At 37.8% G+C, this 13969-nt stretch carries 11 protein-coding genes; all 11 read right to left on the bottom strand.

Annotated features, from left to right (window positions below; translation table 11 throughout):
* Positions 1-8: 8 nt before the first annotated feature.
* Complete coding sequence (gene smc / locus DVW83_RS11810; RefSeq protein ID WP_104660445.1) at positions 9-3587, bottom strand: chromosome segregation protein SMC; 3579 nt, start codon at positions 3585-3587, stop codon at positions 9-11.
* Between the two features lie 22 nt (positions 3588-3609).
* Entirely contained in the window at positions 3610-4296 is a 687-nt protein-coding gene (gene rnc, locus DVW83_RS11805) for a ribonuclease III (protein WP_016177197.1), read from the bottom strand.
* A 392-nt stretch (positions 4297-4688) separates the two neighbouring features.
* Entirely contained in the window at positions 4689-5318 is a 630-nt protein-coding gene (locus tag DVW83_RS11800) for an ATP-binding cassette domain-containing protein (protein WP_104661793.1), read from the bottom strand.
* The gene (locus tag DVW83_RS15655) at positions 5311-5565 is read right to left on the bottom strand and encodes a DUF1430 domain-containing protein (protein WP_238699422.1); all 255 of its coding nucleotides are present in this window, start codon (positions 5563-5565) and stop codon (positions 5311-5313) included. Before DVW83_RS15655 ends, DVW83_RS11800 begins: the two co-directional genes overlap by 8 nt.
* Before the next feature lie 83 nt (positions 5566-5648).
* Positions 5649-7226 (bottom strand): hypothetical protein, encoded by a 1578-nt coding sequence (locus tag DVW83_RS11795; protein ID WP_238699421.1) that lies wholly within the window; start codon positions 7224-7226, stop codon positions 5649-5651.
* A gap of 219 nt (positions 7227-7445) precedes the next feature.
* Positions 7446-7829 (bottom strand): hypothetical protein, encoded by a 384-nt coding sequence (locus DVW83_RS11790; RefSeq protein ID WP_104661795.1) that lies wholly within the window; start codon positions 7827-7829, stop codon positions 7446-7448.
* A 335-nt stretch (positions 7830-8164) separates the two neighbouring features.
* Entirely contained in the window at positions 8165-9949 is a 1785-nt protein-coding gene (locus DVW83_RS11785; protein WP_104661796.1) for an oligopeptide ABC transporter substrate-binding protein, read from the bottom strand.
* A 22-nt stretch (positions 9950-9971) separates the two neighbouring features.
* Positions 9972-10886 carry an ABC transporter permease gene (locus DVW83_RS11780; RefSeq protein ID WP_104661797.1) on the bottom strand — a complete coding sequence of 305 codons (915 nt, stop codon included), beginning with the start codon at positions 10884-10886 and terminating at the stop codon, positions 9972-9974.
* A gap of 26 nt (positions 10887-10912) precedes the next feature.
* Entirely contained in the window at positions 10913-11875 is a 963-nt protein-coding gene (gene opp4B, locus DVW83_RS11775; RefSeq protein WP_005880710.1) for an oligopeptide ABC transporter permease, read from the bottom strand.
* Positions 11875-12819: an ABC transporter ATP-binding protein gene (locus tag DVW83_RS11770; RefSeq protein WP_081133724.1), complete on the bottom strand. Its 945-nt coding sequence runs from the start codon at positions 12817-12819 to the stop codon at positions 11875-11877. The genes opp4B and DVW83_RS11770 overlap by 1 nt, the downstream gene beginning before the upstream one ends.
* On the bottom strand, positions 12820-13824 hold the full coding sequence (locus tag DVW83_RS11765; protein ID WP_104661798.1) for an ABC transporter ATP-binding protein: 1005 nt from the start codon (positions 13822-13824) through the stop codon (positions 12820-12822). It abuts the gene before it with no gap.
* Positions 13825-13969 lie beyond the last annotated feature (145 nt).

Raw genomic sequence — 13969 nt, 5'->3', positions numbered from 1 at the left:
TTATTTTCCTACACTTTCGTTTCCATTTTTCCTTCTTCGTTGATATCCTCCATACGAACCGAAACGATTTTTGAAACTCCCGATTCTTGCATCGTCACGCCGTATAAAACATCGGCAGCGACCATCGTTCCTTTACGGTGTGTGACCACGATGAATTGTGTGCCATCTTGGAAGTCACTTAAATAGCGTCCAAACCGTTTCACGTTTGCTTCATCTAATGCAGCTTCAACCTCATCTAAAATACAGAATGGAACCGGACAGACTCGAATGATCGAAAACAGCAAAGCAATAGCTGTCAACGCTCTTTCTCCACCTGAAAGCAAACTCAAACTTTGTAATTTTTTTCCTGGTGGTTGAACTTCAATCTCAATCCCTGTTTTCAAAAGATCTGTTGGGTCTGTCAGCACTAACTCCGCACGTCCGCCACCAAACATATTCGGAAATACCACTTTGAATTCTTGACGAATCGCCTCAAAGACTTCTTTGAATCGTGTACGTACTTCATCATCCATCTCTTCCATCGTTTCAAAAAGTTGATTTTTCGCAGACAACAAATCATCCCGTTGAGTCGCTAAAAAAGTATGTCGCTCATTGACTTGTTCAAATTGTTCGATAGCACTCAAGTTGACGGGGCCTAAGTCCTCGATCTGCTCTTTCAATGACGCAACTTCAACACGGCTCGCTGCTACATCTTCTGTTTCTTCATAATCAGCGATTGCTTTTTCAAAACTGATTTGATATTCCGTTTGTAAGTAACCTAAATGAGTATCAAGAAGTACTTCTGCCCGATCTTTTTGCACTTCCAGTTTCGATTGTTCTGTCAGCTGGATTTTTTGTTGGCGATTTTGTTCTGCTAACCCGATTTCAAGCTGGTCGATTTCTTTCTGGATACTCTCACGCTGTGCCTTTGTTGTTGTTAATTCTATTTGTAATGCTTCACGTTTCGCTGATAGCTCGCCGATTTTTTTCTCTAAACTTTCTTCTGTCATCTCATGATCTGTAAAATCAGCTGTTAAATTTGCTAGCTGCTTTTCCAAACTTTCTTGACGTTCCAATGCTTCATTTTTTTGGACACGTGCTCCTCGCAATTGGATCTGTAAATGATTGAATTGCTCTTTTAAAACAGCCAGATCTGCTTGTTCTTGCGCTTTTTCAGCTTGGACTTGGGCTCTTTTCGCTTCCATCTGATCACTTTCTTGACTAAGTGATTTGATTTCTTCATCAATCTGTTGGCGTTGCAACTCGATTTCGCTCTGCCTTACTGTAAGCTCTGATTGCTGCTTCTGATACGTTTCAATAAATTGCTGTAATTCACGTGTTTCAAAATTCGATACTTGCTTTTCTTTTTCAAAACGAGCTAAATCATTCATGATATTTTGCAAGTGGTTCGTTACTTCTTGCTCTTCAAGTCGCAACTGTTCTCCTTGCGTACGCAAAATTTCTTGTTTTTCAGCCAAAATCGTTACTTCTTGCTGTAATTCTTGCACTTTCTTTTCTTGAAGTTGCAGTTGTTGATCCGCTTCTTCAAACGCTACTGTCAATTGTTTCAATTCTTGGTTTTGTGAGAATAAACTTCCTTGATTTCCACGTTTATTCGCCCCACCGGTCATCGAACCTCCGGCGTTCATCACATCACCTTCCAATGAAACAACTCGGTACTGATAGCGAATGGTTTGGGCGATGGCATTAGCACTCTCAAGATCCTTAGCTAATAGAATCGTTCCTAACAAATTATGGACAACTGTTTGGATCTTATCAGGAAAAGTCAATTGTTCACTCGCAATGCCTAAAAAACCGTCTACAGCTTCAGCTTGTGAAAGAATATGAGCTGGCAATTGTCGAGGTTTGATCGTTGTCAGAGGTAAGAAAGTTGCACGACCACCTCTTTGCTGTTTCAAATAAGTGATTGCCTGACGCGCATCGCGTTCATTTTCCACGATGACATGTTGAGCCGCCCCACCTAAAGCTGTTTCGATTGCCAAAGTGAAAGAAGATGGCACATCGATCAATTCAGCTACAGCTCCGATGATCCCTGACAGTTGTTGTTTGTGTTGTAAAACCAAACGTACCCCTTGATAAAAACCAAAATAATTTTCTTGGATCTCCTGTAAACTTTTTTGGCGTGCGCGCAATTGTTGCACCTGATTCATCAACTGATACATTTTTGGTTGTTCTTGTGCTAATTGATCATGGTATTTTTTTCCATTTAGTTGGATTTTTTCCAGTTCATTTTTATTTGCTACTAATCCTGTTTGGAGATGCTCTTGTTTCTTTGACAACTCCTGACGTTTGGCTGTCAACTCTAGCACAGAAGTTTCCACTTCTGATTGTTTTGCCAACACCTGTTTGCTTTTTGATGTTTCTTGCAAATATTGGCGTTCTAAATATTTCAGTTCATTCCCTACATTTGCCTGTTCTTGCATCAAATCAACATATTGATCGCGTAATTCAGCCAACAATTCTTTGGTTGATTTTTGGTATTTCTCTAATTCTTGTTGGGTCTTCATCAACTGTGTTTGCGCTTGTTGAATCTCTATTTCTTTTTCATTCACTTCTTTAGTCAAGTTTTCTTGCATCTTTTCGAAGTGTCTGACTTTCTTCTGCGCTTCCGCTAAAGAGGTTTGATACTCTGCAGAACTTTTTTGTGTATGTTTTGTCCGCTCAAGCAACACGTCTTTTTGGCCTTCTGCTTGTTTTAAGCTCTCGGACAAAGCAAGTAATGTTTGTTGTCCCTTTTCGATCTGACGATCTGCCTGCAGATTTTGTTTGCGTTTTTCTGCCAAGACTTCTTCTTGCGCTTGGATCTGTGTGGTCAAAGAAGACAATTCTTGATTGAATTGAACAAGTCTTGCTTGTTTCTCTTCCCAATCTTTTTTCGCTGCTTTGATCTCTGCAATCATCAAAGCAATATCTGTTTGCGTCAAGTCTTCTTTTAGGCGTAAGAATTTTTTAGCTGTTTCACTTTGAACAGATAAAGGTGCCAATTGTTCTGCCAATTCGTGGATAATATCTTGCACACGGCTAAGATTATCTTCTGTTTCAAACAATTTTTGTTCTGCTTTTTTCTTACGTTGCTTGTATTTCAAGACCCCTGCTGCTTCCTCAAAGATTCCGCGGCGGTCTTCTGGTTTACTGCTAAAGATTGCTTCGACTTTTCCTTGCGAAATAATTGAAAATGATTCTTTACCTAGCCCAGAGTCCATAAATAATTCTTGGATATCTTTCAATCGACAAGCTTGTTTATTGATATAAAACTCGCTTTCGCCTGTTCTGCGATACCGTCTAGTCACGCTGATCTCGTTGTAATCTAACGGAAGATAATGATCCGTATTATCCAAAGTAACTGTGACTTCCGCTACATTTAGTTGTTTTCTCGTATCTGAACCAGCAAAAATAATATCAGGCATTTTTCCGCCACGAAGACTTTTAGCTGATTGCTCGCCTAAGACCCAACGGATGGCTTCCGTAATATTGCTTTTTCCGCTTCCGTTTGGCCCAACGACTGCTGTTACACTGTTTTCGAAATCAATCACTGTTTTATCCGCAAAGGATTTAAACCCAGCTATTTCAATTCGTTTTAAATACACTAAGCATTCCCTCACTCACTTTTTACAATGCTGCTAGTGCATTTTCAGCAGCAGCTTGTTCTGCTAATTTTTTCGATTTTCCTTGACCTGTCCCGATCAATTTGTTGTCAACGTATACTTCAATCCAAAAAATACGTTCATGGGCGGGGCCTTCTTCCTTGATCAAGCGATATTCAATGAAGACGTCCCCTGATTTTTGCAATACTTCTTGTAGTTTTGTTTTATGATCCATCTCATGTGAAAAAGCACCTGCTTTAACTTTTGGAAAGACGACTGCTTTGAGAAAGTCATGGGCTGCTTCAAAACCTTGATCTAGATACAAAGCGCCTAAGAAGGCTTCAAACAGATCACAAAGAAGTGCTGGTCTAGTACGTCCTCCAGAATTTTCTTCCCCTTTGCCTAACATGATGTATTTATCAAAACCACATTCTTTTGCAAATTTTGATAAGCTATCTTCACGTACGATTGCGGCACGGGTCTTCGTCAATTTTCCTTCTGGAATATCTGGATATAAACGATATAGATATTCAGAGACCATCAATTCTAAGACAGCATCTCCTAGAAATTCCAATCGTTCGTTATCAGATAATTGAAGGTTGCGATGCTCATTCACATAGGATGAATGGGTAAAAGCTTGTTCAAGTAGATTTAGATCGTGAAAAACGATAGTATACTTTTCTTTTAGTTCTTTTGTCAGCTGATTGTCCATTTTCCACATTCCTTTATGGATATTTTTTCAATACTTCCTTATTATACTGGTTTTTTCATAAATTTGAAATGGTTGAAATAAAAGGTAAGCAAAGCCTTAATAAACACCCCCAAATTTTGATTTTTGCTATCCATTCTAGAAAAAAGTAAGCAATGAAGGCTATAGACACCACAAATAAGCCGAAATACGAGGCTGGGACAGAGGTATTTAACTCCAAGAAATAAGAAGAGGTTCACGAAAGTTACTTTTCAAATTTTTGTGAATTTCGGCTTATTTAAGAAGGAGTTGCTTCTGCTCCCACCGTTTATCCGTTTTTAAAGAATGAGACAAAAGTGTTTCTTACTTTTGTCCCACGCTCATATTTCAGCTCACTGTACCTATTTATTTCGATTTTAAGCTAGCAAGTAATCAGATTTTTTCAACTCAGTAAGATCGATGACTCGGCCTAAGCGCTTGGCTAATTCTAAATCGTGCGTCACAACTATAACTGTCTTTCCCTGTCGGTTCAATTCTTGCAGAGTTTGGATCACGATTTCTTTATTTTTCTGATCTAATGAAGCTGTTGGTTCATCAGCAAAAATTAATGGTGGATTCTTCAAGAATAGACGTGCTAACGCCACACGTTGCTGCTCTCCACCGCTCAAACGAAATATTTTTTGGTTTAACAACTGTTCTACTTGAAATTTTTCCAATGCGGCAACTATTTTTGATTGATCTTTTGTTACCAATTGCAAATTTTTTTTCACCGTTTCATTGTCGATCAAAGCAAAATTTTGAAATAGAAAACCCGCCTGTTCTTGAAAAAATTTCCGTTTGTGTTTTCGCAAGATTTTTTCCCCATTTATGAAGATCTCACCTTTATCTACTTCCTCAAGTTGTCCCAAACAATTTAATAGTGTTGTTTTACCAGAACCACTTTCTCCAATGATCGCTATCATCGAACCGCTATCTAAAGTAAAAGATAACTCTTCGAAAACCACTTTTTCGTTAAATTTTTTTGAGATGCCTCTCACTTCAATCATTTTTAATCACCTCGAGTCGTTGTTTTTTTTCAGCAATGTAAGTCATAACTAAAAGTAAACTCATTTCAAAGATAGCTACTGCTATCGAGCTCGCTAACCACTCTGCTCTCCAGAAAGATAAACTACTTAATACGACAAAAGAACTGACACTCATTTTAAGGTAATAATCTCGATGGCGCTGCCACAAAGTTTTTCCAAAGATATATTTAAGAAAAAGACGTTTACTGTTCATTTGAATATAAACCATACTTGAATAGCCTTCTATTGCCACAAAACTAGTAATCAAGAAACACCAAGTTATCACTGCTGTATAGTATTCAAACCGATTTTTTACAATAGTCTCATTGATCTGTCTTTCACAGCAATCAAACCAAAAAATTCTTTCTGTAGTTGATGCTCTTGGATAAAGTGCTGAACTTCTGTTGATTCACGAAATAGATACGTCCCATTCGAAATATCAGCTATCCAACTATCGATATTTGGTTCGATCAACGGTAGCGAAATCACTACAATCACAGGATCAAAAGCATACATGTTTTCCCATAATTGATGATTATAATTAAAAAGTACTTGATTTGATTGTGTATATAGTATGTTTAATTCTCCTTGATATACAGTGCTTTCGTAGTCAAACGGATGTTGATAAAAATTTAGATCTTTCTCTATTTCTTTCACAATAATACTGGTATGCCTTCTCTTATTTTCAGGAATCAATATATGGAAAGAATGTTCCTCTAACCTCTGGATTACATTTCCGCTCCTATCCTTTACATTTAACTCTCGAACGGCATTATGGTTAGCCACCCAGAGAGCATTTTTATCAACATAATTATAAAGTGGATGCTGTGCCATCAACTCTAGATCACTTAGAAAAACACCACCTGATTGCTCTCCTTTTTCTATCAGAGGTAATAATAACTGATTTATTTGGCTAGAGTTTTCTTTTTGTTGCTCCTTACTTTGTTTAAAATTTGGTAGTAATTGAGTACTATTGCTAAATTGCAGATGGTAGTAATCTGGAATCTGTGTCCAGTAATTTAGTTGTTCCTGCAGGATTTTATTCTCAGTCATTTTTGCCGAGAGCATTGCCACATTGAGAATCATGCACACCATGATCATTGCTTTAAGTAAGAGATTGGTGTTCGCTAGCCACGTGTATGGTTTTTCTCCTTTGATTTTTCTAGTAATAGTACCTAAAGCAAAAAAGTAGCTACTCGATACATGAAGAAGACCAATACATATGATTCCAAAAATAAGAATTGGGCCATAAAGAAATTGCATATGAGGGTAGAAAAAAAGAAAAGCTCCTAAGATTCCTGCAAACAACCCGACGTCACAACCAATATCTCTTAAAATAAGGCGATAGTTTGGACAGCCTAGCATCTCTCTGATTCCTATTTTTTTACGGATCGAGGATTTATAGAATCCTAATGCTACAATCAAGCATAAGAAAAGAATAAAGAATAATTGTCCGATACTACCGGACAACATCGAAGCAAAATAGAAAAACCACTGAGTCTGTTCAATTTCGACCTCGATTCCATTCTTATATAATTCCTCTTTCATGTCTTTAGGAGGTGCTTCGGTTATCAAATATAAGCCAAGTACTTCTTCATTTGTTAATTCGGAATAATCATAAAAAAATGTCGGATAGTCTGAAGGAATAACTGGATAACTATATGTAGAATTTTTTATTTTATCAAACGTATAGATTTCCTTTTTTGTCTGACCATCTTCGCCAATTCTAAAAATCAATTTATGTATAGATACCTGTTTTTCACGAGCATAATGGGCGATTTTTTGGAATATTTCTTGATTGTTTTTCTGTCCGTCTACTGTTTCCACCATAATGCTTGAGTGGACACTGGGAATTGCTGATTTGATTACTTCTGTGCCAATAAAGGACATACTATAGAAAAAACTAACGACAGTAAATAAAAAGAAAAAAGAATATATTTTTTTCATTATTTTAAAAAAAAGATACTTGAATAAAACCTACTCTAAAATAATACCCGAACTATTTTCAATACATGAAACCTCGTGAACTGCGACAAGGTCCTACTTGATGTAAAAGCAATAACTAAGTTCGGGTATTTCGTTCTAATGTTTTATCCTAGCTTCTCTTCTTTATCTCCACCACCATCCGGAAGTATTTCCAGTAAATGCACGTGGAGCCGTTGCTTTAGCCGTTCTACCGGGAGGTCCATATACTGTCTTCACCTGTTTCCCTTTAGCTTGTACCGCTACTTCTCTTTGCGTAGGGTAAAACTCTCCCCATACTGTGCCAAATCCGGGAATTCCTGTCACGCCCCCATAAAACGTATTTGTTGTGATTCTTGTTTGTCTTGGAAGTAAACTGTTTGTCTCATCTAGATCCAAGATCGTTGGTTCTGTGGTCACCACTAAAGGTTCAATCGCTTGTGTTGCACTGACTTGAGAAAGCGGGGTAAATAAAACAACCATAGAAAAAAGCCCAATGATACATGTCATATTCTTTTTGATTCTTCTCATCATCATTCTCCTTTTCAGTTTTACTTTAAGTCCCAACGAGCGATTTTTGATGTTTCCAACACCGAGTCGTTTTGCCTCCTTTCTTAATTTATGATGAAGAGCATTCGCTCTAGATCATCGCTGGATATTCGATTAGTCTGTCATTATTAAATAACGATTTTTAATATATGGATTTCTGACTTTGTCCCTCTCTTAAATAGTAAGCAATAACAATGTTATGTACAAACGATAACTTTTCATTTCAAATTAAAAAACATTCATAATCAACCGCATCTTAAAATAAACAAAAAAAACCACAAAACAGATCAACTGTTTTGTGGTTTTTTCTGATTTTTTTATGAACGTGAATCTGCTGTTACAGAAACTTTAGCCCATGGATTTGGTTCATCGTATGCCCAGTTCCAATCTTTTACGCGATCGTTGACTGGCAATACTTCATTACGGAATAATGTTGGGATTGCAAAAGCTTCATCGAAAGCATATTTTTGCCATTTCTTATAAGCTTCTTTTTGGTAATCCGCATCGAATGATTTATCAGAGCCGATATCATCAATCAATTTTGTATTTTCATCTGAAGCAAAGCGTGTGTAGTTGAATGCTGCATTTTTGCCCCACAAGCCATTTGGATTTGGATCAGTACCAGTATTCCAAGCTGCTTGGTATACATCGATTTCAGGATCATCATTTTCTAATTTGTCATAGAATGAGTTAAATTCGATCAGACGACCAGTTGTATATTTTACATCCAAACCGATTTTTTTCCATTGTTGAACATAGTAGTCAGCTAATGGTTGAGCTGTTTCGCCACCTGCCATTGATGCAAAGTTGATTGTCAATTTCTTACCATCTTTATCTTCTCTTAGACCATCGTCATCTACATCTTTGTAACCAGCATCATCTAACAATTTCTTCGCTTTATCCATATCTTGAGTATAACCTTTTAGGTCCTTGTCATGGTAACCTTCAAATACTGGAGGAATCAATGATGTTGCATTGCTTCTCAAACCAGCGTAGAAACGTTCACCTACTGCATTATTATCTAATGCATAGCCCATTGCTTGTCGCAATGATTTGTCTGCCATTTTTGAATTTTTGTCATAGTTTACAGTATTCTTAGCAGCATCCCATGTGCCTAGCTTGAAGCCTAGGTAAGTATAAGATGTTTGTTGACGACCTAAGTTTGTGTAGCCTTCTACATCTTTGTATGTGTCATACGTATCTGTAGGCATTTGGAAAACCATGTCATACAATTTTGAAGTCACTGCTTCTGTTGCACTTGCAATTGGCACTGATTTCATAGTGATTTTTTTCAAATTAGGTTTCCCGTTCCAGTAGTATTCATTCGGTAAATATTCTACAGATTCACCAGAGACAATATTACTCATATAGTAAGGACCAAAAGTAACTGGATTTTTACGTACTTGATCACTTGATTCCATATCTTTGATTGCAACGCCTTCAAGCGTATGTTTTGGTGCAGCATAAGCCCAAATTCCGCCGCCAGCTTGTAGCATACTTGGTTCTACTTTTTTATATTGGATTTCAACAGTTGAATCGTCTACTTTTTTGATACCAGAAATTGTATCTGCTTTTCCATCATGATACTCTTCCATACCTACGATATTTTGGAAAGTATCGTCATAGCGAATACCCGTGTAATCTTTGTTACCGATAATTTCATAAGGGAAAATAACATCATCTGCTGTTACAGCTTTGCCATCAGACCATTTTACGTTATCTTTGATTTTGATTGTTGCTTTTTTCGCATCTTGGTCTAAATCTAACGTTGCAGCCCCTTTATCATTGATTTTGAAACTAGCGTCATTAGCAAACAATGCTTCATGAGAAGGTGCCATGAATGCAGCATCATAAGCATCTTGATAGAATTCCCATTGGAAAAGTCCTTTGAACTGGCTGTCTGTTGCTACCGCAGCCTCTAGTTCGCCGTCTTTCACTGAATCTTTATCATTTTTTGTTGCTAAAGGAAACGTTAACTCTTTTTTACTGTCTCCTTTATCTGCGGAATTGCTTCCTGAAGAATCAGTACTCCCGCCACTACCGCAAGCAGCTAGTGCTACTACTGTAAGCAGTGTTGCACATCCTAAAACCGTTTTTTTCATATCCTATATCCCCCTTTTCTTTCTATCCTAGTCGTTGTCGGGCATCAGCAGAACGCTTGAATGCTTGACCAACATAGTTGATACTTAACATCAAAACTAAAATTAGAATTGACGCAGGTAACCAGATCCATTGTCGATTCACTAAAACTTCTCCACTGCTGGCATAGCCAATCAATGTCCCTAAACTTGGAACATTCGCTGGCAAACCAAACCCTAAGAAAGTCAAAGTGGTTTCGATCCCAATATTTGCCGCAAAGTTCATCGTTAAGTTGGTGATGATCAATGAACTTAAGTTCGGCATGATTTCACGGAACATGATTTTAAAATCGCCTGTTCCCATCGTCTTCGAAGCACTCACGTAATCACGTCTTGCTTCAGATAATGTTTTACTTCTGAATAATCGGGCTTTTGCCACCCAATAAAAAGCACTCATGATGAAAATAAATGACCATACGTTGTAATTCGCAATAATCGATACAAACACGATAATGATCAACATGATCGGTAGAATCATGATAAAATCAACGATACGCATCAAAATATTATCAACGATCCCACCGTAGTAACCAGAGATGATCCCTAAGCCTACACCAATGATGGACGTAATCACTGTGATCGCAAAGCCAATCGTCACAGAGTTTCTGGCACCAATAATTAATTGTCCAAGAACATCACGACCACCTTCATCTGCACCTAAAATAAATTTTGTACCTTCAGCGGAAATAGCACCCGGAACTGCATACTTGTCAAAGATACTTACGTACATCACTTTGTCTTGGTCAGTGAATAGCGCACCAATAAAAATGACTAACAATAAAACCACTAGTAAGCCTAATGAAAAAATGGCTATTTTATCTTTTTTAAATTCACGCGCAATCATTCGCAAACCCATTGGTGGGATGCTTTCTTGCGTAACTTCTTTCTTTTTATCGCTCATTTGCTTTTGCTCCTTTCAGATTGATTTTATTGGATACGAATACGTGGATCGACAATGCTCATGATGATATCTGATAGCAAGGTTCCAATCAACGTTGCAATTCCTAAAATCAATACTAAGGATGTAATAACCGTATAGTCTCGTTGACCAATCGCATCGATAAACAATTTCCCGACCCCAGGGTAACCAAAGATTTTTTCAATAACTACTGAACCTGCAATCAAGGAAGTGATTTCATATCCCATCTGCGAAGCCATCGGCAATGCCGCGTTACGGAAAATGTGACGACTAAATACTTTTTTCGTTGGTACACCTTTTGAACGGGCTGTCCGTACAAAATCCAGAGACTTAGAATCAATGACTTCACTTCTTAAATACTGGATCGTGACAGCTGTTGCTAAGAAGGCTTGGGTAATCGATGGTAAAATGATATATTTCATTCGGTCAAACAGCTGCGTAATAAATCCGCCCTGCAATCCCAAGGTCTGTGAACCGCTCGTTGGAAACCAGCCTAAGCGATAACCAAAAATAAACAGCATGATCAGACCAAAAATGAACAATGGTACAGCAAAACTGAAGAAGTTATAAATCACGACCACTTTATCTAAAATCGAATTTTGATATCTACCTGCTAACATTCCTAGCGGTACAGCAATCAAATACGTAATAATAACTGTCAAAACTGATAGATAGAGTGTATTGATGATTCGTTCACCAATCAAATCAGCAACTGTACGTTTATATAAGAAACTTTGCCCCAAATCCCCATGCAGTGCGTTGCCTATCCAACGGAAATATTGCTCATACCACGGATCATTCAATCCTGCGGCTTGTCTCATTCGTTCAATAACAGCTGGATCTTGGTTTGGATTGATCAATCCGGTAAATGGATCTCCCGGCATCGCTTTTGCCAACATGAAGATCAATACACTAAGTATGATCACTTGCGGGATCATCAGTAGCACACGTCTTAGAATCGTTTTCCACATTAACTAGCACCTCCGTCTTTCAACGCTACTTCATGCGTTGCTGTAATCGTACGTAAATCGTATACTCGTCCCGTCTGATCGTAATACTCATTTTGGTTTTGAATATACTCTTTTTCCACTTTTCGACGATTCTCTTTATGAAGTTCTCGATTTTCCACATCAATCTGAGGAATAGCCGAAAGCAAACGTTTGGTGTAGATGTGACGTGGGTCATTATAGATATCTTCACGAGTACCAATCTCAACAAAGCGTCCTTTATACATAATAGCAATGTTGTCACACATATGCTTTACGACTCCTAGGTCATGAGAAATAAATAAATAGCTGAGGCCAAATTCTTGTTGGATTCGCTTCATGAAGTTTAATACTTGCGCTTGTACAGATAAATCTAAGGCAGATACTGGTTCATCTGCTACAATTAATTTTGGATTCGTTGCTACTGCTCGAGCAACACCGAGACGTTGACGTTGACCACCCGAAAATTCATGGGGGTATTTGTACAATGCATCTTCAGGCATTCCTACGATATCTAGCAATCCTTTTACTTTTTTCTTTTCTTCCTGATCGCTCAGACGTTCGAAATTCCGAATAGGTTCAGCAATGATATCTAATACTCGTTTTTTAGGATTTAAACTGGACATCGAATCTTGGAAGATCATTTGGACATCTTTATTATAGCCGATTTTTTTTCGGTTACTTCGCTGAGTCACGTCTTTGCCTTCGTAAATGATCTGACCAGATGTAACTTTTTCCAACCCAACAACCGCTTTTCCGGTTGTCGATTTTCCTGAGCCGGACTCACCGACCAATCCATAAGTCTTTCCTTTTTCAATGATAAAATCTACGCCATCTACTGCGTAAACATGATCCGTTACTCGATTAAAGAAACCACTACGAATCGGATAGTGAACTTTCAAATCGTTGATTGTGATTAATTCTGACATCTACACCTCTCCTTTTTCGTCTCTAAAGTGGAAATGTTTGTAGCATGAGCAACGAACCAAATGATTCGGAGCAATTTCATGAAGAACTGGATTTTCTTCATGATCACTCGCGGGGATCCAAGGAATCCGAGGAGCAAAACGGCAACCTTCACGCGGCATGTTTTTTAAAGATGGAACAACCCCTTCAATCACATGTAGTTCCACATCATGATTTCCTTCTTGAGGAATAGAGTTCAATAAAGAACGTGTATATGGATGTTGTGGATTTTCAAATAATTCCTTCACACTTGCTACTTCAACAAACTGACCTCCATACATCACGGCTACACGATCCGCCATTTCAGCAACGACACCTAAATCGTGCGTGATGAGGATGATTCCTGCTTTTGTTTCTTCTTGTAAATCTTTTAATAAATCAAGGATCTGTGCTTGGATTGTTACATCTAAAGCAGTAGTTGGTTCATCAGCGATGATGATCGGTGGCTTGCAGGCAATGGCAATTGCGATGATCACACGTTGTCTCATCCCACCTGATAATTCATGGGGATATTGTCGTCCTACTCGTTCAGGATTAGGAATACCAACTTGTTCTAATAGTTCTAAAGCACGAGCTTGTCTTTGTTCTGCGTTCATTTTTGTATGGTAAGACAAACCTTCTTTTATTTGGTCTTCAATTTTCATCAAAGGGTTTAATGCAGATAATGGATCCTGAAAAATCATGCCAATATCATTTCCCCGAATCTTGTTATATAAAGTTTCGTTTAATTCGATCAAGTTTAAATCATTATATAAAATTTCACCTGTGATCTTTGTATTGTTTGGATCAAGTAACCCCATGATAGTAGTAGCTAATGTACTTTTCCCGCACCCAGATTCGCCCACGATTGCTAAGATCTCGTTTTTATCTAACGTAAAAGAAACGTTATCTACCGCATCGTAATATTCATCTTTAAGACGGAAGCCTGTATGTAGGTTTTGAACATCTAATAGTTGATTATCTGACAATCGAATACCCCTCTCTGCTCCCACGACGGAAGTTTTATTAATAAAAAATAATATTACACAGAATAAAAGATAAAGTCCATATAATTGTGTAAAAGATAAAAGGCCATGTAACAGCCCTTTTACGGTACAATGTTTTTAACCACAA

This window comes from Enterococcus sp. VV15 (assembly GCF_005236045.1).
In the GTDB taxonomy this organism is placed as follows: domain Bacteria; phylum Bacillota; class Bacilli; order Lactobacillales; family Enterococcaceae; genus Enterococcus_B; species Enterococcus_B durans.
This window is presented reverse-complemented; position numbering and strand designations above follow the sequence as displayed.